At 57.3% G+C, this 26,168-nt stretch carries 29 protein-coding genes; 16 read left to right on the top strand and 13 right to left on the bottom strand.

The window, feature by feature from the left end:
* From Q1B13_RS22740 to Q1B13_RS22670, 15 genes are all read left to right on the top strand, one after another.
* Positions 1-3,031: cadherin-like domain-containing protein (locus Q1B13_RS22740; protein ID WP_299084328.1), on the top strand; the 3,031-nt coding region annotated here is incomplete at its 5' end.
* Positions 3,032-3,318: 287 nt separating this feature from the next.
* A complete protein-coding gene (locus Q1B13_RS22735) occupies positions 3,319-4,500 on the top strand; it encodes a phage tail sheath C-terminal domain-containing protein (protein ID WP_299084331.1) in 1,182 nt (393 codons plus the stop codon).
* Positions 4,500-5,006, top strand: coding sequence for a phage major tail tube protein (locus Q1B13_RS22730; protein WP_299084333.1), 507 nt, complete (start codon positions 4,500-4,502; stop codon positions 5,004-5,006). Before Q1B13_RS22735 ends, Q1B13_RS22730 begins: the two co-directional genes overlap by 1 nt.
* 9 nt (positions 5,007-5,015) lie before the next feature.
* On the top strand, positions 5,016-5,309 hold the full coding sequence (locus Q1B13_RS22725) for a phage tail assembly protein (protein WP_299084336.1): 294 nt from the start codon (positions 5,016-5,018) through the stop codon (positions 5,307-5,309).
* Between the two features lie 17 nt (positions 5,310-5,326).
* Positions 5,327-5,473 carry a hypothetical protein gene (locus tag Q1B13_RS22720; protein ID WP_299084339.1) on the top strand — a complete coding sequence of 49 codons (147 nt, stop codon included), beginning with the start codon at positions 5,327-5,329 and terminating at the stop codon, positions 5,471-5,473.
* Between the two features lie 2 nt (positions 5,474-5,475).
* A complete protein-coding gene (locus tag Q1B13_RS22715; RefSeq protein WP_299084342.1) occupies positions 5,476-7,974 on the top strand; it encodes a hypothetical protein in 2,499 nt (832 codons plus the stop codon).
* Positions 7,975-7,976: 2 nt separating this feature from the next.
* Complete coding sequence (locus tag Q1B13_RS22710; RefSeq protein ID WP_299084345.1) at positions 7,977-8,390, top strand: phage tail protein; 414 nt, start codon at positions 7,977-7,979, stop codon at positions 8,388-8,390.
* A gap of 22 nt (positions 8,391-8,412) precedes the next feature.
* Positions 8,413-8,577: a tail protein X gene (locus Q1B13_RS22705; protein WP_299084347.1), complete on the top strand. Its 165-nt coding sequence runs from the start codon at positions 8,413-8,415 to the stop codon at positions 8,575-8,577.
* Positions 8,568-9,575: a phage late control D family protein gene (locus Q1B13_RS22700; protein WP_299084349.1), complete on the top strand. Its 1,008-nt coding sequence runs from the start codon at positions 8,568-8,570 to the stop codon at positions 9,573-9,575. The genes Q1B13_RS22705 and Q1B13_RS22700 overlap by 10 nt, the downstream gene beginning before the upstream one ends.
* A gap of 81 nt (positions 9,576-9,656) precedes the next feature.
* Positions 9,657-9,914, top strand: a complete 258-nt coding sequence (locus tag Q1B13_RS22695; RefSeq protein ID WP_299084351.1) for a hypothetical protein — start codon at positions 9,657-9,659, stop codon at positions 9,912-9,914.
* A 385-nt stretch (positions 9,915-10,299) separates the two neighbouring features.
* Positions 10,300-11,499: a site-specific integrase gene (locus Q1B13_RS22690; RefSeq protein WP_299800513.1), complete on the top strand. Its 1,200-nt coding sequence runs from the start codon at positions 10,300-10,302 to the stop codon at positions 11,497-11,499.
* Between the two features lie 58 nt (positions 11,500-11,557).
* Complete coding sequence (locus Q1B13_RS22685) at positions 11,558-12,394, top strand: hypothetical protein (RefSeq protein ID WP_299800511.1); 837 nt, start codon at positions 11,558-11,560, stop codon at positions 12,392-12,394.
* A 95-nt stretch (positions 12,395-12,489) separates the two neighbouring features.
* The gene (locus tag Q1B13_RS22680; RefSeq protein WP_299084358.1) at positions 12,490-12,699 is read left to right on the top strand and encodes a MerR family transcriptional regulator; all 210 of its coding nucleotides are present in this window, start codon (positions 12,490-12,492) and stop codon (positions 12,697-12,699) included.
* A 183-nt stretch (positions 12,700-12,882) separates the two neighbouring features.
* Positions 12,883-13,221 carry a hypothetical protein gene (locus Q1B13_RS22675; RefSeq protein ID WP_299084361.1) on the top strand — a complete coding sequence of 113 codons (339 nt, stop codon included), beginning with the start codon at positions 12,883-12,885 and terminating at the stop codon, positions 13,219-13,221.
* A gap of 2 nt (positions 13,222-13,223) precedes the next feature.
* The gene (locus tag Q1B13_RS22670; RefSeq protein ID WP_299084364.1) at positions 13,224-13,613 is read left to right on the top strand and encodes a helix-turn-helix domain-containing protein; all 390 of its coding nucleotides are present in this window, start codon (positions 13,224-13,226) and stop codon (positions 13,611-13,613) included.
* Here Q1B13_RS22670 and Q1B13_RS22665 read toward each other — a convergent pair.
* Complete coding sequence (locus tag Q1B13_RS22665; RefSeq protein ID WP_299084367.1) at positions 13,610-14,218, bottom strand: hypothetical protein; 609 nt, start codon at positions 14,216-14,218, stop codon at positions 13,610-13,612. The genes Q1B13_RS22670 and Q1B13_RS22665 overlap by 4 nt on opposite strands.
* Before the next feature lie 52 nt (positions 14,219-14,270).
* Between Q1B13_RS22665 and Q1B13_RS22660 the strand changes: the two genes are divergently transcribed.
* The gene (locus Q1B13_RS22660) at positions 14,271-14,732 is read left to right on the top strand and encodes a hypothetical protein (protein WP_299084369.1); all 462 of its coding nucleotides are present in this window, start codon (positions 14,271-14,273) and stop codon (positions 14,730-14,732) included.
* A gap of 72 nt (positions 14,733-14,804) precedes the next feature.
* Here the strand turns inward: Q1B13_RS22660 and Q1B13_RS22655 are convergent, their stop codons facing one another.
* The 12 genes from Q1B13_RS22655 to Q1B13_RS22600 all read right to left on the bottom strand — a co-directional run bounded on the left by Q1B13_RS22655 (position 14,805) and on the right by Q1B13_RS22600 (position 26,164).
* Positions 14,805-15,224 (bottom strand): HI0074 family nucleotidyltransferase substrate-binding subunit, encoded by a 420-nt coding sequence (locus Q1B13_RS22655; RefSeq protein WP_299084372.1) that lies wholly within the window; start codon positions 15,222-15,224, stop codon positions 14,805-14,807.
* Complete coding sequence (locus Q1B13_RS22650) at positions 15,199-15,591, bottom strand: nucleotidyltransferase domain-containing protein (protein WP_299084375.1); 393 nt, start codon at positions 15,589-15,591, stop codon at positions 15,199-15,201. Before Q1B13_RS22650 ends, Q1B13_RS22655 begins: the two co-directional genes overlap by 26 nt.
* A 444-nt stretch (positions 15,592-16,035) precedes the next feature.
* A complete protein-coding gene (locus tag Q1B13_RS22645; RefSeq protein WP_299084377.1) occupies positions 16,036-16,791 on the bottom strand; it encodes a VOC family protein in 756 nt (251 codons plus the stop codon).
* A 91-nt stretch (positions 16,792-16,882) separates the two neighbouring features.
* On the bottom strand, positions 16,883-17,785 hold the full coding sequence (locus Q1B13_RS22640) for an FAD:protein FMN transferase (RefSeq protein WP_299084379.1): 903 nt from the start codon (positions 17,783-17,785) through the stop codon (positions 16,883-16,885).
* Entirely contained in the window at positions 17,782-18,297 is a 516-nt protein-coding gene (locus tag Q1B13_RS22635) for a nitrous oxide reductase accessory protein NosL (RefSeq protein ID WP_299084381.1), read from the bottom strand. Before Q1B13_RS22635 ends, Q1B13_RS22640 begins: the two co-directional genes overlap by 4 nt.
* Positions 18,294-19,115 (bottom strand): ABC transporter permease subunit, encoded by an 822-nt coding sequence (locus Q1B13_RS22630; protein WP_299084383.1) that lies wholly within the window; start codon positions 19,113-19,115, stop codon positions 18,294-18,296. Before Q1B13_RS22630 ends, Q1B13_RS22635 begins: the two co-directional genes overlap by 4 nt.
* Complete coding sequence (locus Q1B13_RS22625; RefSeq protein ID WP_299084385.1) at positions 19,112-20,005, bottom strand: ABC transporter ATP-binding protein; 894 nt, start codon at positions 20,003-20,005, stop codon at positions 19,112-19,114. Before Q1B13_RS22625 ends, Q1B13_RS22630 begins: the two co-directional genes overlap by 4 nt.
* Positions 19,995-21,251: a nitrous oxide reductase family maturation protein NosD gene (locus Q1B13_RS22620; protein ID WP_299084388.1), complete on the bottom strand. Its 1,257-nt coding sequence runs from the start codon at positions 21,249-21,251 to the stop codon at positions 19,995-19,997. The genes Q1B13_RS22625 and Q1B13_RS22620 overlap by 11 nt, the downstream gene beginning before the upstream one ends.
* A 3-nt stretch (positions 21,252-21,254) precedes the next feature.
* Positions 21,255-23,162 carry a TAT-dependent nitrous-oxide reductase gene (gene nosZ, locus Q1B13_RS22615; protein ID WP_299084391.1) on the bottom strand — a complete coding sequence of 636 codons (1,908 nt, stop codon included), beginning with the start codon at positions 23,160-23,162 and terminating at the stop codon, positions 21,255-21,257.
* 15 nt (positions 23,163-23,177) lie between these two features.
* Complete coding sequence (locus Q1B13_RS22610; RefSeq protein ID WP_299084394.1) at positions 23,178-25,355, bottom strand: NosR/NirI family protein; 2,178 nt, start codon at positions 25,353-25,355, stop codon at positions 23,178-23,180.
* Positions 25,346-25,810: a DUF2946 family protein gene (locus tag Q1B13_RS22605; protein WP_366871123.1), complete on the bottom strand. Its 465-nt coding sequence runs from the start codon at positions 25,808-25,810 to the stop codon at positions 25,346-25,348. The genes Q1B13_RS22610 and Q1B13_RS22605 overlap by 10 nt, the downstream gene beginning before the upstream one ends.
* 147 nt (positions 25,811-25,957) lie before the next feature.
* Positions 25,958-26,164 carry a hypothetical protein gene (locus Q1B13_RS22600; protein ID WP_367180723.1) on the bottom strand — a complete coding sequence of 69 codons (207 nt, stop codon included), beginning with the start codon at positions 26,162-26,164 and terminating at the stop codon, positions 25,958-25,960.
* Positions 26,165-26,168: the final 4 nt, after the last annotated feature.

Genomic DNA, 26,168 nt, shown 5'->3' with positions numbered 1-26,168 from the left:
CAATTTCATCGTTACCTGGAGCTCTCGTGACTGGCAGCAGGGCGATACGTCAAGTACTGCGATCAAGGCCCGTATTTTTGACGCGGATGGAAATGAGGTCGTTAGCGAGTTCCGCGCCAATGAGTTTACCTTTGGCGGACAAAGCAATCCGAGCGTTACAGAACTCGCCAATGGCCATTTCGTTGTCACCTGGCAGTCTTCTGACCAGCAGCAAGGGGATACTTCTCTTGCCATCAAGGCCCGCACTTTTGATGCGAATGGCACTGGGGTCGTTGGCGAGTTCCGTGTCAACGAATTCACCGATAGAAAGCAAGAATTTCCGAGTGTTACAGCACTTGCCAATGGCAATTTTGTTGTCACCTGGCAGTCTTTTGACCAGCAGCAAGAGGATACGCATCAAGCTGCCATCAAAGCGCGTATTCTGGACGCAGATGGAAATGAGATCACCAGTGAATTCGTTGTCAATGAATTTCACCATCTCACTCAAAGCAATCCGAATGTTACAGCACTCGCCGATGGCAATTTCGTTGTAACCTGGCAGTCTTTTGACGGACAGCAGGGTGATGCTTCCAATTTTGCCATCAAGGCTCGTATTTTTGATGCGAATGGCTCTGAAGTCGTCACTGAGTTCCTGGTCAATGAATTCACCAATACCGCTCAAATCGACCCGAGCGTTACCGCCCTCGCCAATGGCGGTTTTGTCGTAACGTGGACGTCCTCTGACAGGGAGCAAGGCGATACTTCCTTCGGGGCTATCAAGGCCCGTATTTTTGATGCGAATGGTGTTGAGATCGTCAGTGAATTCCTGGTCAATGAATTTACCACTTTATCTCAAAGCCAGCCGAGTGTTACCGCCCTCGCCAATGGTGATTTTGTCGTAACGTGGACGTCTTCCGATCGGCAGCAAGGGGATACGTCTAACACTGCGATCAAGGCTCGCGTTTTTGATGCGAACGGTGTTGCCAAAAGTCCCAACCCGGTCACAGAAGACGTTGTCACCCTGATTGATACAGCCACCCTTCTCGCCAACGACAGCGATGTCGACGGGGATGCGCTCACGGTGATAGAGGTTTCGGCCCTGAGTGCGCATGGCGCCACGCTGACGCTGAACACCGACGGGACGATCAGCTATGATCCAACCGGCGCAGATGATGTTCAGGCTCTGGCAGAAAGCCAGACCCTGACGGATACATTCACCTATACGGTCAAGGACGGCGATGGCAGTGAAAGCACCGCAACCATTTCAGTGGTTGTTCATGGACGAAACGAGGCACCGATCCATGGAACCGATGGTGATGATACCCTGACCGGTAACGCTGGCGATGACACACTTTATGGCCATGCTGGAAATGACACCCTTAATGGCGGTGCAGGCGATGACATCCTGAACGGCGGGGACGGCAATGACCGCCTGAATGGCGAAGATGGCAATGACGATCTGAGGGGCGGCGCGGGCGATGACATTTTGCGGGGCGGCGCAGGTGCGGATAGCTTGGATGGCGGCGCGGGCCGTGATGCGGTGGTCTACGGGTTTGCAACGTCTGGCGTGACGGTCGATTTGGGCAACGCTGGGGCCAACACCGGTGACGCAGCGGGTGATGTTTTTATTTCCATCGAAGACCTCGCGGGATCCACGCATGCAGACACGCTGCGTGGTGATGGGGCCAACAACAGTCTTTGGGGTTCGGGTGGGAACGATAGCTTGGATGGCCGCGCGGGCGATGATTACCTGTATGGCAAAGCGGGCAATGACATTCTGTCTGGCGGTGCGGGCAATGACTGGATGTATGGCGGCGCAGGTGCGGATAGCTTGGATGGCGGCGCGGGCCGTGATGGGGCGGCCTACGGGTTTGCAACGTCTGGCGTGACGGTTGATTTGGCCAACGCTGGGGCCAACACCGGTGACGCAGCGGGTGATGTTCTTATTTCCATCGAAAACCTCGCGGGATCCACGCATGCAGACACGCTGAGTGGTGATGGGGCCAACAACGGTCTTTGGGGTGGTGCAGGCGATGACATCCTGAACGGCGGGGACGGCAATGACCGCCTGAATGGCGAAGATGGCAATGACGATCTGAGGGGCGGCGCGGGCGATGACATTTTGCGGGGCGGCGCAGGTGCGGATAGCTTGGATGGCGGCGCGGGCCGTGATGCGGTGGTCTACGGGTTTGCAACGTCTGGCGTGACGGTCGATTTGGGCAACGCTGGGGCCAACACCGGTGACGCAGCGGGTGATGTTTTTATTTCCATCGAAGACCTCGCGGGATCCACGCATGCAGACACGCTGCGTGGTGATGGGGCCAACAACAGTCTTTGGGGTTCGGGTGGGAACGATAGCTTGGATGGCCGCGCGGGCGATGATTACCTGTATGGCGAAGCGGGCAATGACATTCTGTCTGGCGGTGCGGGCAATGACTGGATGTATGGCGGCGCAGGTGCGGATAGCTTGGATGGCGGCGCGGGCCGTGATGGGGCGGCCTACGGGTTTGCAACGTCTGGCGTGACGGTTGATTTGGCCAACGCTGGGGCCAACACCGGTGACGCAGCGGGTGATGTTTTTGTTTCCATCGAAAACCTCGCGGGATCCACGCATGCAGATACGCTGCGTGGTGATGGGGCCAACAACAGTCTTTGGGGTTCGGGTGGGAACGATAGCTTGGATGGCCGCGCGGGCGATGATTACCTGTATGGAGAAGCCGGCAATGACAGCCTGTGGGGCAACGATGGCGATGACATCCTGAACGGTGGCGCGGGCAATGACACTCTGAGGGGCGGCGCCGGAAGTGACGTATTTGTTTTTAGCAGTTTTGGACACGATACGATACAGGACTTCGAAGATGGCATTGACCTTATCAGAGTGGATATCGCAGGTGTTTCCTACTCTGATTTGAGCACCTTTGTTAATGCTGGCGTCACACCGAACGGTGAGGTGGTAATAGACCATAGAATTGATGTGTCCGGGCACGGTACAATTACCCTAAATGGTTTCGACGTGACAGACCTGACGGAAGATGACTTCCTCTTTGGTTAGGGTAGCCTCCTCTCAAAAGCAGACTTAGACACCTTCATTATGGCGCGCTGCGACACCGGTGGGAGCAGGAGCCGTCCACAACATCGGCTTGGTGGCCAAAATCGCCAAAGAGGCTGGGCAAGCTGTCAAGTAAATCGCGCCGAATTGCCTAAACGCTACCACCGTGCTGTCGAGATGAGTCTGACCTATCAATTCGGCATATCGCATGCGGGAGTCCCGCCAGAGGAATAGCCTGGAGCTTGGTGTGATGCTTGGCCCAACAAGCAACTTCACCAAGCGAGGTCCACATGGCATTCCTTCACGGCGTCGAGGTCATTGAGATCGATGCAGGCCCCCGTCCGATTCAGACGGTCAGATCCTCGGTTATCGGAATCGTGGGCACTGCGCCCGACGCCGATGCTGATGCTTTCCCCCTTAACACGCCGGTCGTGGTTGCAGGATCCCGGAAAGAGGCCGCTGGCCTTGATACCGCAGGCGACAGCAAAGGCACGCTCCCGAGTGCGATGGACGGTATCTTCGATCAGATCGGGGCCGTCGTCATCGTTGTGCGCGTCGAAGCAGGCGCAGATGAAGCAAGCACCCTTGCCAACGTAATCGGTGGCGTCAACGCCGGCGATGGCAACCTCGAGGGCGTCCACGCTCTCGTAGGGGCCGAGAGTGTTGTGGGATACGCCCCTCGCATCCTGATCGCTCCCGGCTTCACTCACCAGCGTCCCCAAGGGCTCGCCAACCCTGTTGTCGCCGAGCTGCAGGGCATCGCAAACCGTCTCCGGGCAGTCGTCATCGCTGATGGACCGAACACCACCGACACTGATGCCTACACCGCTGCCGGTGACTTTGGCTCCGATCGCATCTATCTTTGCGACCCCTGGCACAAAGTCACGGTCGGCAGCGATATCCTCGATCTACCCCCATCGCCACGGGTGGCGGGGTTGATCGCCAAGGTGGACAACGACACCGGCTTCTGGGCGTCTCCATCCAACAACCTGATCTCCGGCATCATCGGGACCACGCGCCCGGTCGATTTCAAGCTCGGCGATGCCAGCGCCCGCGCCAACCTTCTCAACGAGAACAAGGTCGCAACCACCATCCGGCAGAACGGTTTCCGCCTCTGGGGGAACCGGACGCTAACCGCCGACACCAAGTGGGTGTTCCTGAGCGTCCGTCGCACCGCAGACATCATCAATGACTCGCTCCTGCGGGCCCATCTTTGGGCCGTCGATCGCGGAATCACGAAATTCTATGTCGAGGACGTCGAAGAGGGTGTGAACAACTACCTCCGCGACCTGGTCGCATTGGGCGCGATCCTGGGCGGCAAGTGCTGGGCGGACCCCGACCTGAATTCGGCGGCAAACATCCAGCTCGGCAAGGTGTTTTTTAACTTCGATTTCACGCCGGTCTACCCCGCCGAGCAGATCACATTCCGTTCCCACCTGGTCAATGACTACATCGAGGAGGTGTTTAACTGATGGCCGCCGAGGACATTCTCAAGTATCTCAACCTGATCGTCGACGGCCGCGGCTACGCGGGCAAGATCGAGGAGTACAATCCTCCCGACATAACTCTCTCGACCGAGGAGTTCCGCGGTGGTGGTATGGATCAGCCGATCGACATCGACATGGGGCAGGAGAAAATGACCTGCTCCTTCGTTCTGACCTCCTACGACGCAGACGTTCTTGCACTCTGGGGCGTCAAAGACGGCTCCACCGTGCAGCTCACCGCCAGGGGCTCGCTCGAGAGCCTGGACGGCACCACGACCGCGGTCGCGCACCACATGCAGGGCAAGATGATCTCGGTCGCACGCGGCACTTGGGGATCCGGTACCAAACCGTCTCTGACCGTCACGATTAGCCTGCGCTACTACCGTGAGGTTCACGGCCAGCGCACGATCAACGAAATCGATGTCATCAACATGGTGCGTGTGATCGACGGCGTGGATCAACTCGCCGCGCATCGCGCCAATATCGGCCTGTAAGGAGGGCACATGAGCGAGGGGAACCTACCGGATTGGCTGACCGAGGAGGACGACGGGTCCATGACGGTCAGCTTTGCGGACTTGAAGAACAAGCCAAAGCTGGACGGTACTGAGGTCAGCAGTCTGACAATGCGTGAGCCCACCGTTGCTGACGAGCTCGCAATCGAGAAGATCAAATCCGTTGGCGAGCGCGAAAGCCAGGCGATCGCTAATCTCACCGAACAGTCGCCGGAGGCCATTCGTGGTCTAACCATGCGCCAATACGGACGGCTCCAGGACGCATACGGCGTTTTTTTAGGCTGACCGATCAGCAAGTCCGGGTGGGAGCCCTTCGGCTCGCCCGGCATACCGGATGGGCCGAGGCTGAGATCATGGCCATGCCGGTCAGTCGTTTCATCTGGTGGTTAGAGGGCCTGCCGAAGCAAGACGCGCAACCGGTGTACCTGGTGGATGTGAAAGGCCGCTGACGATGACGACAAAAAACCAGCGCCTGAACGCCACCATCACCATCGGCTCGGTTCTTGAAGCATCGGTCAAGCGCAATGTCGGGTTTCTAAAATCTGGGCTTAACGAGGTTGGCAACGCCATCAAGGGGGTGGAACGCCGGCAGAAAGAGCTCGATCGCCAGCGCAGTGTTCTGCGTCGGCAGGGTCAATCCGTTGCGCACCTCGATCAAGAATACGAGAAGCTCGAGCGCACACTCAACGATCTTCGCCGTTCCCAGGAGCGTTGGAACCGTGCCGCTGCGGCTTCGCGCCGTGTTGGCTCAACCTTCAACACCATGGCCACGGATATCGGGCGCAACGCCCGTCGGATTGCCGTTGGGGCCACGATTGCGGGGGGTGCAATTTTTGGGGTGGCCTCTTCCACCGCGAAGCTCGGTGATGATGTCGCAAAAACAGCGGACAAGCTCGGCATTGGGATCGAGACCCTGCAAGAGTTGCGATACGCCGCCGAACGGTCAGGCATAGCCACATCTGCCTTTGATACTGCGCTGGAGAAAATGACCAAGAACATTGGTCTCGCGCTCGATGGTACTGGTGCTCAGAAAGATGCCCTTGATGCTCTTGGCCTGTCGGCAGCTGAGTTGTCTCAGATGCTACCCGAGGAGGCGCTGGGCCTTATTGCCGACCGAATGGACGGCGTTGCTACTCAGGCTGAAAAGGCCGCGATCGCCAACGACATTTTCGGGCGCTCCGGCATTGGCATGTTGAACATGCTGCGAGACGGCTCGCGTGGACTTCAGGATCTGCGCGATGACGCACGGCGCACCGGCTACGTCCTCTCGGAACAGGCTGCCCGTGATGCGGAGGTGTTCCAGGATACCTTGCTTGATACCCAACTGACCATGAAAGGCCTCAGGAACACTGTCGGGGCTGCCCTAATGCCAGTCGTCACGCAGTCGATGCGTCGGATCGGCGATGCGCTGATTGAAAACCGTGCCGAGGTGGAAGCGTGGTCCGAGCGATTTGCCGATGGCCTGGAGGAGGTAATTCCCAAGCTCGGTAAGGTTGCCTCCGGTATTGGCGATGTGACTGCCAAAGTCTGGGAGGGTGTTGATGCCGTAGCAGGTATGGTTGGTGGATATGAAAACCTGGGCAAGATCATAGCCGGGGTCTTTGCCTTCCGTACCATCTGGAAGATTGGGCGTTTTGCCTGGGCCGTCGGAAGTGCAGCCGTCGCTATGGGTGCGTTGGCAGCAAGCACCGGGCTGGTGGACTCGGCGCTTGGACGGCTGGGCAAACGATCTGCTCTGGGCAATGCGGCAGCTACTGGCGCAGGCGCAGCGGCGGGTACCGCAACCAAGCGTGGCGGGCTCGCTGCGCTGGGCGCGGCAGCAGGACGTTTCCTTCTGAAGGGCGGAGCGATCGGCACAGGCGTTGCTCTTGGCCTTGGCAACATGGAAATGAGCGACGGTACGCTGACACCGGAAGCCGCAGCGGCGGGACCTGCAACCCCTGAGCAGCTCCTTGCGGAGACGAGGATCCCGGTAGAAGAACGGCGACGGCTTGGGCAGACGCAAGAGTTCCAATCCATGGCTTCAACCGACGCTCGAGCTGCCGAGCGCCTCTTTGCCGCCCGCGTCATGGGAAGTCTGCCCACACCCGACGCAATTAGCGACCTTGAGGATGGCGCAGCGGCGGCGCGCGAGGAAGTCCAGGCACTACAGGCTCAAATCGATCAGATTAAAGACGGGCCGATGTCGGACATTCTTAAAGCGCCGCTGCAAGTGGAGCTGGATCAGCGCACCCAAGAGATGCAGGAGGTTGAGCAGGAGCTCGAGACCGCCAGGGGCCGCGCCACTGAGCTGACGGAAGCGCTTCGCGTCTTGAGTGATGAAGAGGTCACGCCCGCAATTTCTACGGAATCGCTCGATCAGGCGCTCTTTACGGCTCGCAAGATCGTCGAGACATTGCGCGAGTTGGAAGGCAAAACGGCGTCGTCACCTCTGCCGTCCAACGTCCGGCCTGCTATGCGCCCACAGGCGAATGCGCTGGGCGGACCATTCCGGCCAGGTTGGCACCTGACTGGCGAGCTGGGTCCGGAGCTCAAGTTCGAGAACCGTTCCGGCTATGTTGCCAATAATCGCGCTCTCCGCCGGCTCGCGGGCTACGCCGATCGTGTTGGCGCGCTCATGGATCGACCACGCCCGGTACCGCGCCGCGCTGGGGCAGCTATGGGCCGGGCAGAACGGGTCATGGCATCTCGAAATCGCGCCACACGGCCCCACAGCGCCTCGGACGCGGGTATTGCCGCGCGGGTGGAGGCGTTGTTCGCGTCTGGTGGTGCCGGGGCGCAGGCGGCGGCTGCGGCGACGGGTCCGGTGACACAGCATATCACCTACACCATCCATGCGGCGGGCGCATCCGCCGAGGAGGTCATTCGCCTGGTCGAACGCAAGAGCCGCCAGGCCGCGGGCAACGGGTTGTTCGATCGGGCGCCCTCGACTGGACCATACGGGAGATAACCATGGCTGAGGTGATGATGCAGCTCGGGTTCTTCCAATTCTCGATCGACAGTGCGACCTACCAGCGCCTGAGCCGGTCCACCGAGTATCGCTGGGCGCGGCAGGCTCGGATCGGGACCAGTGACGCCCTCCAATTCACAGGCTATGGGCCGGAGACGATCGAGATCGAGGGTGTGATCTACCCGCACTTTCGCGGTGGACTGAAGCAGGTCGATCGAATGCGCACCCAGGCAAGCTTGGGCCTACCGCTCACACTCGTATCCGGCATCGGCAAGGTGTTGGGGCTGTGGGTGGTCGAGGGTATCAGCGAAGGTCAGGAGGTGTTCGCCTCCCAAGGCGTTCCCCACCGGCAGGATTTCACGATGAGGATGGCGAGATATGACAGCGGGCTCCGATCTCTACTACGTTTCTTCTGACGGCGACGTGCTCGATGCGATCGTGGCTGCTCACTACGGTGACACGCTTGATGGTAAGGTCGAGGCTGTGCTGGATGCCAATCCCGGCCTGTCGGCGCTGGGCGCGGTCCTGGATGCGGGGATACGCATCGCCCTCCCTGACGTGAGCATCACCGGGCTAGCGGAGACGGAGCAGCTATGGGGCTGACCGACTTTCGCCCATTTGTCCGGGTGCGCATCAACGGCGCGCCAATCTCCGGGTTTCTGTTTTCGCAACTGAGCTCGGTGCGCGTGACCGACGCTGCCGGCTTTGTCTCCGACACAGCCGAAATCACGTTCGCCAATGTCTCGCCGGTATCACGCTTTATCATGCCGGAGCCCGGAGCCGAGGTAGAGATCGAGTTGGGGTATCTTGGCGAGTTCAAGCACATGGGGCTCTATATCGCCGATGAGGTCGAGGAGAGCTCGCCGCCGCGCGCGATCACCGTCGTTTGCCGGGCCAAGCCGCAGGGGCAGACCCAGAGCGGCTACGCACCCATCCACCAGCAGAAGACCCGCTCTTGGGAAGATAGTCTGACCATTGCGGATATCGTGTCCACGATCGCGGGCGACAACGGTCTCACGCCTGGTGTGACCGCATCCGTGGCGTCGATCATCCCCGGCCACATCGATCAGATCGATGAAAGTGATCTATCGATGCTCACACGCATCGCCCTGATACATGACCTGGTCGCCAAACCCGCCGGCGGCGTCCTTTTCGTCGGAAGGAAAGCCGAGGGCATCAAAGCATCTGGCCAGCCCACGCCGACTATCCCTTTGCTGCAGGCGGATGTTACGCGCTGGGCGATGCGGCGCAGCTTGGGCGAAGCCACGGGTACTGTCATCGCCACCTACCGGGACTTGGAAGCGGGCGAGGACGTGGAGGTTCAAATCGGTGATGAAGAGCCGGTCAGACGGCTGCGACAGCGGTTCCGATCCGAAAAAGAAGCCCGTGCCGTCGCCGATGCGGAAGCCCGCCGCGCCGGGCGGACCAAGGAAACGCTTGAAATCGAGATGCCCGGCAACCCGAGTGTCGTCGCCCAAGGCAAGATTACACCCTTTAATTTCAGTTCCGCATCCTCCGGTGCATGGGTAGTCGAGACCGCCACCCACGAGGTCTCAGAGGCTGGATTCCGAACCATGCTGCAGGCCAATCGCCCGGACTAGGACAACCGCCAGAGGAAATGATGGTTTGCGGCGGATTATGGTCGCGGGGACAGATCGCACCAGACAATCGAGAGGATGCATATGACGGTCGTTGATTGGTTTAAGACCCTGTGGCCGGTGGCGGTCGTGCTCGCAGCGTTCGGCGTTCGCATGGAGGTTGGGCAGGCTTTGAATAAGCAGCGGCTTCGCTCAATTGAGAAGGACGTCGAGCGCGAGAAAGAGGACCGAAAGGCCGACATTGAATCTGTCCACGCCCGAGTGTCCCGCCACGAGAACGATATCGGCAAGGCACTCAGCGAAATCCGTCAGGACATAAAGACACTGCTCTCGCGCCAGTAGCTTTCCGGAACGGGTCGTGAACAAATGTTGCCCAAATATTGCCTACTATCAGCGCGCGTTCCCGCATTGTTCTGCACAATCGACGTAAAATGGGATTGCCTCAGATTTGCCGATTTTCTCTTAAAAACCCTATATTTTATTTGGGTTTTGCGGTGATGTTGTTATTCTCGGATTTGTCGATGTCACTCCCCTGCTAAGGGAGTAGGCGGGAAACCGTCTCGAGGGTTCGAATCCCTTCGTCTCCGCCACTCACACTTTTTGTTCGATTTTCTTGGGTGGCGCAAACCGCCTTAAACCTCAGAAAACCTGAAACAACTTGCTCAATCTGGGTTTTTCTAGATTTCATTCGGTTGCCGATGTACGCTTTCATTGTGTGGTACATAAGGTGGTATGTCGAGTGGCGGCGCTGGGCGGGAAGCTAACCAAAAAGCTAGTCGAGAATCTTGGGCCTGGGCGTCATGGCGACGGTGCGGGCCTATATCTCGTTGTGGACCCATCGGGTGCGCGGCGCTGGATTGTGCGCGTCACGATCAAAGGCCAGAAGAACGCCAAGGGTGCACCGCTGCGCACGGATTTTGGATTGGGCGGGGCTGATGTGGTGACGCTCAACCAAGCACGCGAGCGGGCCTTGGAATATCGGCGCATGGCAAAATCAGGCCTAAACCCGCGATACAATGCCAAGCGCGAGGTGCCGACGTTCGAAGAGCTTAGTCGCCAAGTGCATATTGACCGCTTGCCTACATGGAAAAATCCCAAGCACGGCCAGCAATGGCTCAACACATTGCGCGACTATGCCTTCCCCAAAATTGGGCGCATGCCTGTTGATGCCATCGGCCAGCCAGAAGTGTTGATGTGCCTTTCTCCAATTTGGACAACGAAGCATGAAACGGCCAAGCGGCTCGCCCAGCGCATCAAGGCGGTTCTGGATGTGGCCAAAGCGTCCGGCTTTCGTGAAGGCGAGAACTCCGTCACAGCGGTGAATGAAGCGGGCGTATTGCCCAAGGTGAAAGCCAAAGTGCATCACCATGATGCTATGCCGTGGCAAGACGTGCCCACCTTTTATGCAAAGTTGGACAAGCGCACGGCCACCGCCGCCAAAGCCTTGCAATTCACGATTCTAACCGCGTGTCGCACGTCCGAAGTGCTGGACATGAGGTGGGACGAAATTGATTGGCACGCACAGCTTTGGACTATTCCCGAAGAACGCATGAAAGGCGGCAAGCCGCACCGCGTACCTTTGACCGATGAAATGCTGCGTATTTTGGAGCCGATGAAGGCGATGGCCTCAACGTATTTGTTTGAAGGTCAGAAGCGACACCATCCTTTGTCCAATATGTCGATGTTAATGCTGTTGCGGCGCATGGGGTGTGGCGAGTTTACCGTACATGGCTTTCGCAGCACGTTTCGGGATTGGGCGGCAGAAGTATCTGGCGCTCCACGTGAGGTGGCCGAGGCGGCGCTTGCGCACCAAGTGGGTTCAGAAGTTGAGCGCGCATATGCGCGGTCGGATTTATTGTTGAGGCGGCGAAGTTTGTCCAAAAACTGGAGCAGCCACGTAGCCCGAAAAGTGAAGGATCAAATTTAAGATGTTTTGCCCGCCCGGATACCTTGATTGGAGAGAAACGCGCTCGAATGTTCGCGATTTGGCAGAACGTCGGTACTTGGCGGAAGCGTTGGAAATCTTGGATGAAGATTCTCAACGGGCCTTGGACGAAGACATTAATCCGAGGCAGGAGATTCTGGCGCTGAAAGAGCACACATATGCTCGAAAAAAACTGAATTTGAGTAGCTCAGAATTTGAAATAGAACTCATCTCATTCTGGATAATGAACCAACTGGATGAGGAGTTTGGCGCTGTTCTTTGTTCAAGCTCCGGTGGGTTGCTGAGAGCAAACCACCCGATTTTTTATCACCCCGATCAATTCTTTAATTTTCACCTGAGCTTTCCTTTGCGCGGCATGAGCGAGTTGCTTGGTGTCTTCAAGGAGTATGATGCTGGAAGGATGAGAGGCGCTGACCTCTGGGCGCGGTATTGCTGTATTGACGGCGAAAGTGGATTAGTGATGCGACATAACCGCACCAAGCATCTTTTTGACTTATACTTCGGGGATGGGCCTAGCGAAAGTCTCGAAAACGAAGCCTTCGAAAAGTACGTTAGGCCATTTCTTGGGTGCTACGTTGTTTTTGATCCAGACGTGTATCCAGACGGATACTACGATACATATGCCTCCCTTCTTTTAGAGAGCAAGCATTGGCGCAAACCTGAACTTGAGGATGAGGGCAAGGCGATAGCAAAGAAACGCGGGCCAAAAAATTCACCCGCCAAACGAGAGTTTCTCTTACGCTACCATAAGGGATTGCCAGAGGGATTGAGTGCGGATGCGGTGGCAGCAGAGTTGAGCGCGAGCGGTTACCCAATCACCGGACGCTCCGTATTGAACTATGACCGTGAGTTAAGAGAACGAAAAATTTCGAAGTAATTAAATACTTCCAAACGGTTCCAAGCCAATGGGTTTTGAGAACGGAGTTTGAGGCTAAGAATAAGTCATCGAAAACAACCCATGAGGTTCGAAAGATGACCAAAGTATTCGACGATGACCGCATCTACTTTCCTGAAGACCCTGAACTTCGTGTTTTGGGGACTGTGGAAAAACTCGCCCAATGGCGGCACCGCAATCGCGGACCTGCCTTTATCCGCATCGGGCGGCGGATTGGATATCACGGCACAGACCTGAACGCTTACCTAACCGCCCAACGCGTCCTTCCCGATGGGGAAGCCGCGTAATGAAAAACCCCAACTCCGCACGCGGGGTCAGGGCCTTTCCAGTGACATTAACTGCCACCTTCGCAAGTCCAGTTGATGCCATGGCGGGCCATGACCCTGCAACACAAATCGAACGGCGGTTCCGCTGGTGCGGGCAGAGCAACTCCGTTCAATCTTTCCAAATCCGTAAAGGACAAATCACATATGGCTAATCACTGGCACAGCAACCGGACGCAAATTTACTGGACCTGCAAAGCATTGATTCAGGGGCGCACCATCAACCACATGGATGAAATTGGCGAGGCGCAGGGATGGCGGCTTGGCGCGATTATCCACAATCTGCGGCGCAAGCATCACTGGCCCATTCAAACCGACTACAGAGGGCCGGAGCGCATCGCGCATTACCGCTTGCCTGGACGGTGCGACTGGCGGGCTTTGGATTTCCCAAGGTCAGCCAAAGGACTTCGTCAGGAGTTCAAGGCGGCACAAGGAAATGGCCCTGAGAGCGCCAAAGCGGGCACAGACACGCCGGATGCCGCCTGACCATGGGGCGCAGCAAGCAAAAGTCGGAGGGGCAGTATCTGCCTCTCCCCTACGCTCAATTGCGTAGCGAGGCGTGGCGCAGTTTGTCCGGTGCAGCGGTGCGGCTCTGGTTGGAGCTACACACTCGCTTCAACGGCGGCAACAACGGCACACTGACGCTTTCCTATGCCGAGGCGGGCGAATTGCTAGGACTGGGCAAGGCAACCGTTCAGCGGGCTTACAAAGAGCTGGTGGAGCATGGATTTCTGGTGCTTGAGAAGGAAGGGAATTGGTATCACCGCAAGGCCCATGAATGGCGGCTAACGACAAAACCAACTCAGCGGACCAAGGGGCGTGAACTCCCTTCGAACGAATGGCGCTACTACCGCGCCAAGAAGCGAAAAGCGGCTTAGATTATCAGTTCTGTAATTCCTGCAATGAGGCCCGCCTGCATACTGCGTCTTACGGCAGCTTTGCGGGCCTCTTCGCTCATGGCTTCGCCGTTCAGAAGCACCCGCACGTTTCTGGCTAGAGACACGATTCCAGCAAATGCCACGGTGTCCAAAATTTCCGGTTCAGGGTCGGAACTCAGTTTTTCCGTCGTGCTATCGAAATCGTGAGAAAGCTGCTCGTTGGAAATTCCGGTTGAGGCAAAGCCATGTTCCTCTGCGACCTCAGATGTGGTCATCGCGGGCGTGTCATCGTACTTATCAAAGTGCGCCTCAACATAAGCCCCATATGAAGTTGCCTTGAGCTGAAACTCCCGGACTTCTCCCGTTTCCATGTTGATGATTTGAACGTCTGCGCCGGGATGATTGGTCGCCTCAAATAATTCCACGCGAAACTCGTCGCCATCGTTGTTCTCAGCCCTTGCGAATTGCAGTTCGTGAGCGATGCCTTTCACGTTGTTTTTGAAGCCCTGTAGCTGGGCGGGAGAGAACGCCTGAACGTTGTGAGCAATTTCTTCGTTGGTCATTTCAGACAGTTCATTGGATGACCACCGGATAGCGTCCAGCATGTCCTGTTCTGCCAGAGTGAACTCATGCGGACCATCGGACAACAGATTGAAAATGAGCGCTGATGTGAAAGCGGGGGCGGTTCAGCTGCGCTACAGGTCCAGGCAGGCCGGAGAAGACTGGCAGGACATGAACTACACCGTCCGGCTTCTTTCCCAGCCGTGTCATTTGGGCGGAGTGCGGCAGTGGTTTGAGTGTCCGGCGCGTGGTTGTGGAAAGCGCGTGGCTATTTTGTATGGCGGACAGGTGTTCGCGTGTCGGCACTGCCATCAGTTGGTTTATCCGTCACAGCGTCAACCAAAATGGCAACGCGTTCTCGAAAAGGCTGCAAGAATCAGAACTAGGCTAGACTGCGAAAGAGTTTTTGATGGATGCGGCTTGGCCAAACCCAAAGGGATGCACGAAAAGACCTATAGGAAGCTACTTGAAGAGCTCATGGAGTGTGAAGCTGCCGGCCTCTATGAAATGCGTAAAAACCTTTTAATTTTGAAGAAGCATGAATGCATGAACACTTAGACTGCCAACGGCATACGCCGCCAAGGCTGAGCGAGTTTCTGACCCACAAATTTTGCATGAATTGAGCTCTAGCTAAGTTTCCGAAGCAAGTATCTCCGCGTACCGGCTTTCGAGAAATTGGAGCATTTCCCTCATCGTGGGTGTAACTTTAACTACGTCGTCGTAGTTTTCTTCGAGTAACTCTTCCGCCAGATACTCATGAGAAGTTGTATTACGATGGGAGACCATGTCTAACCATAAGTCGTCATCGCTGATCCAATCCAACTGAAAGGCTTTTTCCAAGGTTTTTCGCGGTGTCTGCTCGACACTTACACCTTCATATTTTAGTGCTCTAAAGATGGTTTTCCACGTCAGCTCGATTGCCACTTCATATCGCTGAATTGTCCCCTCAAAGACCAACTCTCGGTCCCTTGGAATGGCCAAAGCATCTTCAAGCTTTGCAACTGCCTTCTGTAGATTTCCTAGGCTATCTTTCAGTCGTCGAGCGCTCATAAAGTACTATTCCTGTTTGTAATACTCGGTCTTTCAATGCCTGCGGCATGGTCTCAAGCAATGAAATTGAAATCTGGTATAGGTTGCGAGATTGTTCAATTTCTTCCCATAGCCGAATTAACTCAACGCGTCCAAGCTTCGGCGCCGAAATCGCCATATCAAAGTCAGAACGTTCATCGTGGTCACCGAATGCTCGCGAGCCGAACAGAATGAGCGTTTCAATCCTTCTGTCAGCAAAAACCGGCCTAAGCGCACGTTGGACGCTGGGAGGAAGGTGAAGGTCTACATTTCGAAACGATTGGTCCTGCTCTGATTTTTTCTCGCCCCTCAATAGGGGCTTCTCGCCCGTTCTGGAAATGCTTTTCAAAATTGTATTTCCTTCTGCCAGTCCACGTCTAAGAGGTGTTTTGCACGGGCCTAAGGTGCCATGATAGAGCGTAAACCGGTCGCATCAAGTTACGCTTAATCTTTGTAGTTCGCATGCGGCTGGAAGTACAAACCTAATGCCGACAGGCAACGACAGTGCGTGGTATCTTTTGTGGTACATGTTTGTGATTGCAAGTTTAAATTCTTCGAATTCAATTTCTTATGAAAATTTTTAGGCGGACTTCTCCGCCACTAAACCAACCCTATTGTGGGCATTCTTCCAGAAAATATGTATATTTTTCAGATGCGTAAAGTTCATTAACCAACACGTCCCTGCGTTTCTAATATGGATGCGGAGTCACGAAGAGAGTATTGAAATTTGCCCGATGTCGCATGGTAGCCCATTCAGTGAGAAACACGTGCGGATCAGAATTGAAATTCCGTCTTAGCGAGTCATGAGCACAGAGAGTGTTCCGTTTGAATCCACGACCATCGGCTGACGCCTGTCTTCTAGTTGTTCGTCTTTCAGATTGACAACCGACCCCTTCATCTTCTGGACCTGTCGCAGCGCTTCGGTTTGATTGGGCACCCTGATGCCAGGAACCCATGATGGGATGGTACCCCCTTGGAGAGCGCCCGCGAGAACAAATCCGATTTCGATCCCCGCACAGAGGATTGGCCAAGGTCCTTTGTATGTGTGATCCAAGGGCGCAGCTCTCCAACCAAAGAGGTCGCTGTAGAATTCTGTGGGAAACTCATCTTTCAGCGCCAAATAGAATTCAGCACCGAACTGCATTGCTGGCGCAGGGTATTGGTGGCTGGACCGGGTAATGCCGATATATGCGCCATTTGGATCGCGTAGCAAACAGTTACGACCGACTCCGTTGACTTCAAACGGTGCCTTGGTGACGGTGCCGTCCAGCTCCAGCGCCCTTTCAGCTGTCGCGTCGACGTCATGAACCTCAATATACGGCATCCATCCGAAATGCTCCGAGTCATTCAACTCGACAAATCCAGCACCTGCCTCGCCCTCCGAATGGGTAAGAATGTAGTCCCCCTGCCCGCCACCCCACGCGAACTCCATGGAGTGCTCTGTCACGTAGCTCCAGCCCGCAATCCTTTCATAGAATGATTTTGACTGAGCGGCATTCCTGGTGAACAGGTCATGCCAAACAAACCGGCCTATCTTATCTGAAACCATCTTTTCGACTCCGAGGTGTACGCACTGCCTAGCGTGCAGAGACGGCGCCTGCGTTGACTTGGGTCAATGAGCAAGACGGGCGGGTTGGTCATCAGACAAACATCTCCAGCACGGCCCCGGAGAATGCCGCAATGACAGCTTTCACCCTGCGTTTTGGAAGTGCGCACAAGGCCGTAGATAGGCCATCGGCTAAGGCCGCATTGGTCGCAGAGACGGACACGGTATGCATCGCAACTTCGTCGCCTTTTGGATTGAGGATATGACCTTGCTGATCCGCAAGCATCATGCTGTTGGGATCCGAGGTTGCGACGGCTCTGTCCTGAAGTGAGATGGTCTTTTGAACTTTGCCTTCGGGCCCAGCCAAACCGACGCGCCAGCCTTGCCCGTCTGCGCGCCACCCATGGGCCGCGATCTCTCCCATGTTCACCAGAACATCACGTAAGCCATACGACGCCAGCAGCGCGCTGATACGATCGGTTATGGCGCCTTGCGCTATACCATTCAAAGTCAGTGCCGACCGACCAGGTTGTGGCAGACGGATCTGATCTGTCTGAACAGACACGCGGTTCCAGCCAACTGTATCTCGGGCCGCAGTCACTTGGTCCGAGTGTGCTCTGGTTGCCAATGCGGCCCAGAGGGGTTGAATTGTGGGATCAAAAACGCCGCCTGTGGCCTCGAACAAGGCTGTGCACAGACCAAGTACATCTAACAGTTCCGGCGCTGGGGCGATCAAATGCCCATACCGGTTCAAACGGCACAGTTCCGAGTCGGGCCGATACAGGCTGAAGATGTTTTCCAGACGGATCACTTCGGCCTCGACCGCCGCAAAGATTGGCGCGGCTTGGGTCTCCGTCAACCCAACCAAACGTAGACTGGCCGGTGCGCCCAAGGCAGTGCCTCGCCAACGGGCGATTGATGCCGGCATGGCGCTTGAGGGAACGGCAGCGCAAGCCGCAGACATGAACAGGAAACGGCGGCGGGACAAATAGGTCATGCTGGTGTCTCCAACTGCAGATCCAGATCCACCGGTCCCAGAACTTCGGTACTCGGAATGCCGGACAGAGGCAGGGCGGAGCCGCCAAACCGTTCGATGAAAGCTGAGGCATCTGCCGGATCGGCAAACGGCACAACCTCACGGGCACCCATACCACCCGCAACGTCGGCTCCAACAACAAATGTCGCGCCGTCGGCCATAATCCAATTTGAAATACCCGGTTGCCGCCAACTGGGCGCGATACCCATGTCACTGACATAGACGGCGGTGATCTCGGCGTCCCGCTCGGGGCTTTTGAGATACGCCACCATGTCGCGCACCTGCGCAAAAAACAGCGGGGTCGGGTATCCCTTCAGATGGATCTGCCCCTTAGGTCCGCCATGTTCGGCGATATTCATCTGGCAGAAATAACTTAGTGCATCCGGGGTCAGGTCGACAGGGTTCGGGGCCTCGGCGACCTCTTCCTTGCAGGCAGCCAATGCGACGAGCGCTATCAGGGCAAGGTGTTTCATGGCTCAACCCTTCGGAACGCTGCGCGGGCAAGGGCAAAGCCGATCACTGGCCAGATCAGCAGCGAGGTGGGCGCCGCCCAGACCGGCAGCGCCTGTGCTGCACCGGTCATACCCGAAGCCATCGCGACGCCTTCGGTTGCGGCGATGTTCCATAGTCGGAAAGCGTCGGCCGGGTTGGCCACCATCACCCATGGAAAGACGGATTGGGTGAAGGTGCCGCCCTTGTCCATGACGACGGCTCCCAACAGCCCAAGATCGTAGAGGACGACAAAAACCAGCCAGAGCCCGGCCGACAAGCCTGCTGCCGCAGTGGCCCCCTTTGCCAGGGCGGACAACAGGTATCCCAACGCCAGGAACACGGCGCCCAACAGGATTGATGTGAGGATCAGGCGGACCAGCGCCATCAGGCTTTCCGGCCCAGCGCCTCCGAACCAAGCCGCGACGGCTCCTGCGGCGCCAAAGCCGATGAACATGGCAAAGGCCAACGCCGCAAGATGCGCGGTGAACTTACCCAGCAGAATCTCTCCGCGCCCTGCCGGATATGACAGCAGCAGCGACAGGCTGCCGCGATCGACATCCCCGGCGATGGCATCAAAGGCGATCATCAGCGCCAGCAAAGGTGCAAGATAAACCGACAGCGTGGTCATCGACGCGACCGAAACGGTCAACATGTCGACGCCCAACGTGCCGGTTGGCGCGCTGCCTGCAAAGGTCAGCGCCAGCGCGAACAGCACCATGATAAGCGTTGCGACCAGCAGCCAGCGATTGCGCCGCAGGATCAGCATTTCAGAACGGGTGATGGCAAGGAAACGGGTCATTGCATCTCCTCCTGTGCATAGTGGCGATAAAGGTCCTCCAGCTTGGGCGGAGTCATTTCCACATCCGCAACCGCATCGCCCATCCCAGCGATACGGCGCAGAGCCTCCATCTTGTCATCTGGGGAACACAGCAGCTCGACCGAGACACCGTTGATCCGTTTGCCGCCCAGTTCGGCGGCAAGCGCATCTGGGTTGGTGCTGGCAAGCACTTGCAGGCGGATTGGCAATCCGGCCAGTGCTGACAGGTTGCTCAAAGTGTCGTCGGCGACCATCCGGCCCTTGCGCATGATGGCGATGCGATCAGTTCGAGCCTCGACCTCTGTCAGGGCATGAGAGGCGATCAGGACCGCGGTCCCGTGCGCTGCCAACTCGTCGATGATAGCGTAGAGGTCCTGCCGTGAGATCGGGTCCAGCCCGCTCGTCGGCTCATCCAAAAGTGCTACCTTTGGCTTGCCCAAAAGGACCTGCGCCAGACCCAGACGCTGCCGCATTCCTTTGGAATAGGTGCCGATGCGGCGATCCAGCGCGTCGCTAAGACCTACCCGTTCCAGCAGGGCCGGAACATCGGCCTTTTCACCGGACAGCTTCGCAAACTGGGTCAACTGCTCCCGCCCGGTCAGGGCGGGATGGAACGAGACTGCCTCGGGCAGATAGGCCGTTTCCCGGCGCGCTTGCGCGCTGCCGGGGGTGGCGTCCCCGATCCGAATGGCTCCGCCATGGATCGGCGTCAGTCCAAGGATGGATTTGATCAGCGTCGACTTGCCCGCGCCGTTATGGCCCAGCAGCGCAACGCGCTGGCCAGGGGCAAGAGACAGGTTGATATCGTCCAGAACGCGGGTCTTTCCGCGGTCCTTGAAAACATGGTCGATTGACAGGGCCTTATCCGTCATGAGGCACCTTTTTCATTGCTGGGGGTTCAGGGGCTTGCATCAATGGGTTGCTGTCCATCACGCCCCCCGGCAACAGCGCCGGGAAGGCGGATTGCGACCAGCGCACCAGTTGCACGGCAGGCGAGCCGAGCAACAGTTTGGCTGCGGGTTGGGTCCACAACACATGGTCCATCGAGTCATTGGGGCGATAGGGGGCATCGGCGATGCCGTTACCATCCACGTCGTATGCGGCGAAATCGGACCAGTAATTGCCGCGCCCGTCTTCGGACCACTCGACCCATTTGGTCGAGACGTATTTTACCTGTGTCCGGTTGCCGATGAACGCGTTGCCAACGATGCGGTTGCGTTCGCTGCCAGCGGTAAAGTGGATGCCGATGCCGCATCCTTGGAACCAGTTGTCGGTGAATTCATTCTTGTTGGAGTTATAGAGGAAGGTACACTTCTCTTTCGCACCCTTCACCACATTGCCGGTTATGACGCTCTTGTTGGCGTAGTTCAGCATCACGCCATGTTCGCGGTCACCGATTGAGACATTGTCGACCACTTTCACATTGGTCGAAAACATCACCGCATAGCCCAGATCGTTGCCGATTGAGACATTGTCGCTGACCACAGAATTGTCGGCATACATGTAATGCACGGCAAATCGCAGATCGCGGAACAGATTGCCGGTAAAGGTGTTTTTCTCGGACGAGTTCACAAAGATCCCGTCGCGCCCGTACCGGATGTCATTGCCTTCGACTACTGCGCCCGGTGCATTCCAGACATAAACGCCGTTGCCGCGGTCATTCATCCGCCGGTCTTGGCGACCTTCGATCCGATTGCCACGCACGATGCTGTCCTTGGCCCCGTGAATATCGATGCCATAGAGGTTGCCCAGCAGCACGTTATCCTCGATCACCGGCGCAGTGGCCGTCTTGGTCAATTGGATGCCGCTGTCGATCCCGTCATGGCTTGAGCCTGAGCCGATCACGGTCAGCCCGCGCACGGTCACGCCCGGCCCGGTCACTGTTATGACGCTGCCGTTTCCTTGTCCGTCAATGGTGGCCTGTCCCAGCCCGTCGATGGTGACGGGCCGGTCCAGAACCAGTGTTTCGGTGTAGACACCGGGGCTCAGGCGGAGGGTGTCCCCATCCGCCGCCTGAGCCAGTATTTCATTGATGGCCCCTGCCCGGTTGGGCACATCCCAATCCGCCGCCCAAAGGGGCGAGCCGAGCAGGAGCGATATGAGCAGCGACCAACGCATGGGTTATGCTCCCTGCGGCTCGACCAGCATCCGGCCGCGCATTTCCATATGCAGCGCGTGGCAGAACCACTGGCAATAGAACCAATGCACGCCAGGACGGTCGGCGGTGAAGGTGACCGAGGCGGTTGCCATCGGAGCAACTTCCATTGCGATGCCGTAGTTACCCAGGCAGAAGCCGTGGGTCACATCGTCCACGTCATCCAGGTTGGTGATGTAAACAGTCACCTCGTCACCCTGTTTGACGGTGAACTTCTCAAGGCTGAAGGTCGGTGCCTGCGAAGTCATGTAGACCCGCACCTTGTTGCCATCCCGGATCGGTTCCTCGGCGCCTTCTTCCAGATCGATGCCATCTGCCTCGGCCTGTTTCCGGGCGTCTTCCCACGTGACATCGTTGCGATCCCAGACATTGACCGGATTGACGATGTCGCTGCGAACGATGATCGAGTCATGCGGCTCGGCAAAGGTCGGGCCGTCGTGCACCACCTTCATCTCATCCGACCAGATGTCGATCAGCTGCTCGTTTTCAGGCTTCAGCGGACCCACGTTCAGGAAGCGGTCTTTTGAGAACTTATTCATCGAAATCAGCCACTTGCCGTCGGCATCCTTGGTTTCGCCCATAGAAGTCGAGTTGTGACCTGGCTGATAATGCACATCGACCTTCGAGATGATCGGATCGACATCGGCGCCGCCGTAAGCCTCGATTGCCTTGTCGATGTTCCACTTCACGATCTGGCTGTCGAGGAACAGCGTGGTGAACGCGTTGCCCTGACCGTCATAAGCGGTGTGAAGCGGGCCAAGACCCAGTTGCGGCTCACCGACAATGCAGGACCGCGGATCGGCATCGCTTTCGAACAGGGCGTCCAGCTTGGTCACATCCATGATCGATACGGTGGGAGACAGCTTACCGTTGATGCAGACATGCTTGCCATCAGGCGCAGTGTTGATGCCATGTGGCGAGTTCGGGATCGGGATGTAGCGGGTGTACTTCTTGTTCTGACCCTTACGTCCATCCAGAACCTTGACGCCTTTCAGTTCCTGATAGTCGCCAGCCTCAATACCCTTTTCGATTTCCGCAAGGTTGAAAACAACAACGTGGTCCAGCTCGTTCTCTGTCATCTCGGCCAGGTTCATACCCATTTCCGAGTTGTACGAGGTCGAATAGGCGTATTTGCCCTGATAGTCGCAGTCGGTGTTGTCGAGGTTACCCGACACGATCACCTGCCATGCCACTTCCATGGTGTCGCCGTCCAGCGCGGTGAAGATGTTCACGTATTGCGACGGATCGTCCAGCACGCTGCCATCATTGACCAGCGGAGTTTCATCTTCACCATTGGCAAAGACATATCCGGTGCGTGGGAATTTCTGCGGACGCAGACCGTGGATCGCTTTGGCGTTCGGGATCTCGGTGATCTTGTCGCATTTCATCACATCGCAACGCACACGGGCGACACGGGTGTTGGCCTTGTCATTCATGAACAGATAACGACCGTCATAGGTGCCGTCGGTGAACGACATGTGCGGGTGGTGCAGGTCGCCGTTGTCATAGGTCTTTAGGCCGCGCTTGGCGAGAAACTCTTTGGTTTCAGGCAGCAGGCCATCGCTCATGATCTTCAGCGACTCGTTGGTCTGACCCCAGCCGGTGGCCGAGCAGCGGTTGAACACCGGCACCCGCATCAGCTCGCGCATGGACGGGAAGCCCAGAATGCGCAGCTCGCCTGTCTGACCCGAAGACCAGAAGCCGTAATATTCGTCCAATTCACCGGGTTCGAGATTGGCATTGGCCGCAGCGCTGGCCTGTTTTGCGGTCATCAGGGTCGAGCCCAGTCCGGTCCCTGCCAGCACGGCGCCGGTGGCGGTTGCCCCCAGCATCCCGCGGCGTGTGATGTTCAGTTTATTGTCATGTTCCGACATAATTTGCTCCTCCTTTTAGGAAGCGGTTAACGGTTTGGCGTTCGGATGGTTCGCCGGTGGTTGTCCGAGTGGGGTCTTCATTTGGACCGACCCTGTCTTGGCCCGCCGCTTAAGCTGGCGGATAACGACGGGACATTTGTCCTCGGACTGGTAGAGCACCTGACAATGCAGGCAGGTGACGCACTCGTTCGGATTGATCTCACCGGTGGGGTGGATCGCCTGAACGGGGCATTCATTGGCGCAGGTCTGACAGGGTGTGCCGCAATCCTTGTAGCGGCGCAGCCAGTCGAACATGCGGATACGGGCCGGGATCGCCAGCGCTCCACCCAGCGGGCAGAGATAGCGGCAGTAGAACCGTTCGATGAACAGCCCAATCCCCAGCAGGGTCAGCGCAAAGACCACAAAGGGCCATTCGCGCATAAATTTCAGGATGATCGCGGTCTTGAACGGCTCGACCTCGGCATATTTCTCGGCCAGCGGGATCGAGACAAAGCTGATACCAAAGAGCACGAGGAAGATCATATATTTTGCAGGCCAGAGGCGTTCGTTCAGACCCCAGGGCAGAGTCCATTGCGGCACCTTCAGCGCGCGCGCGATCTTGTTTGTCAGCTCTTGCAACGCGCCAAACGGGCACAGCCAACCGCAATAGGCACCCCGTCCCCAGAACAGCAGGGCAGCAGCCACAGCAAACCACTGGATAAACACCAGCGGATCCAGCAGGAACGCATCCCACGAGAACCCGGTCCGCAAGCTGCCTGCCAGCGCCATCAGGTTCACCACGCTTAGCTGCGCGTTGGCGTACCAACCGATGAAGAACAGGGTCATGGTCAGAAAACCGATGCGGAACCAATAGAAGACACGGGCATTCATGGTCGCGTGGAACTGGAAGAAGAAGGTCGCGGTCAGCACCAGCAGCATGACGCCCAGAACGGCAATCTCGACAGTGCGGTCCTTCCAGATGCGCTGCCACAGGGCGGCCTTGGCGGCGGCCTCGCTGGTGGCGTCATCGACGATCTTGGGGGCTGCTACGGGCAACAAGTACTGCTCGGGCAGTATGTAGCCCAGATCGAAGGTCAGGAATGTCTTCTCAACCGCACCCACCGAGCGCTGCACCAGTAATTGCAGCCGGAATGGTTCGGCCGGATCAAACTCGGCCTCAGCTGGGATTTTGAAGATATCCAGCTCGGTGAAACTGGGCGCATCGGGGGCGGCAACTCTGCCAAGACGCTCTTGCTGCTTGTCAAAAAAGCGTACCGAGTTGTCGCCCTGAATGAGCTGAATGCGGTCAAAAATCCCACCGCGCACATAGCCCGAGCCCTTGAAGCTGTACGCTCCGCGTCCCAACACCAGAATGGCCTGTTCGCCTTCGTCCAGCGATTCGACGAGGTTCTGATATTCGGCCTCTCCCAGCAGCGACTTGCCAATCGACGGAACCGAGACCAGCGCCATGTGCATGTCGATGAACGTGTCATCCGGCTCACCCGGTTCAGGGCGTTTAATGGCACGCTGATCACCTGTGGCCTCAAAAGCTGCGTTGACCTGCCCCACATCCAGCGTCAACCGCCGGATCGAACCGTCGCCCGACAGGGTCGACCAGTCATAAGTCGCGTTCTTCGTCATGTCGATTTCGCGCTTCGGGCCATCGGCCTGCAACGGAGACAACCCCCCAAGACCCAGTGCACGGGCAACTTTGATACCGCCACGCACAAGGCTGTCATCGATCACCATGATGGTCACTGTCGCGCCGGAAATGATGTCGAGGTCATGCCCCTCACCACCGGTCTCGGCCTCGCGTTTGAGGTCAAGCCCTGCATAGCCTTCGGTCAGTTCGACCATGCGCGAATTGGGGATACCGATCAGAACAATGGGTTCCGAGTGTTTGACCAGTTGCACACCGGTCAGAACCGCGTCGTCATTGATAGCAGCGACCACATGGATCGGCTTGCCGGAATACCCTGTGGTGCCGACAAAATCAGAGGTCAGGAAAGCCCATGCAACCGTTTCGCCACCCTTCAAAACGGGGGCAACAGGAACATCCGCGCGCACCGGACCAAAGCCATCAGCACCGGGTGCCAGATCAGTGGGATCAATTTCGGGCAAGAAGCTGGCGAGGCTGTCGGCCTGTGCGCTCAGCGTCACCAGGCAGGACAAGATGAAGGCCAGCAGAAAATGGATTGAGCGACTTACGACCACGGCGCACCTCCGGATATTTGGATTGCCGCCATGGTCACGCGCGGGGCGCGTTCGGTTATGACTTGGGGCCCACGCGGGGGTCCGCGGGTTGCAGGCCACAGCCAGGCCATATTGTTTGAGTTGTACACGTCCTCACGCCGGAATTGCGCGTGTTGTAAAAACTCAATGCGCGTCAAATCAGGAACGTCCAGGACCGGAACGACCCCTGTTATCGCGCATAAAGTACAGTCAGCGCATTTCGGGCAGGGCATGGTCGGGTCTTGGCCTTCTTCATCAAGATCAACCTCAACCCAGACCGCGCCTGCCTCCGAGCAGATCTCTATCCACATGCTTTCCCCGGGGCTCGCCAGCGCCGGGCCAAACGTTTGCAAAAGCAGAAGGAAGAGGCCCGCCAAACCACATGCCGTGCGAAACGCACGGACAGGGAGGTAGTGTGTTGTGACATTGACAGGCATTGAGAATCCAACTCGGTAACCATTCCCGAGTCCTAAGGGATTCTTGCTTTAGGTAACTTGACTTAGGTCAGGTGTTCTCAAATCGGCGGCTTTTTATGCAACCGCGTTTTGCGGGATGTCGCATCTCAGGAGATCATGAACAAAAGCTTACCTGTCAGCCTCATCCATCAACCCACGCACCCAGCGTCCGGCCAACCAGGATGCGGGCGCACCCAAGGGCAAACACCACCACAGTGCGGTGATCGGAGATATTACGCTGAACCCCAAACCGTGCAGGACTAGCCCCGCCAGAAACAGGTTGATGGCAACCGCCAATGCGGTCGCCGGATAAAGCAATATGGCCAGTTTCCACACCGGC

It is taken from the genome of uncultured Ruegeria sp., from assembly GCF_947489545.1.
Classification (GTDB): Bacteria; Pseudomonadota; Alphaproteobacteria; order Rhodobacterales; family Rhodobacteraceae; genus Ruegeria.
This window is presented reverse-complemented; position numbering and strand designations above follow the sequence as displayed.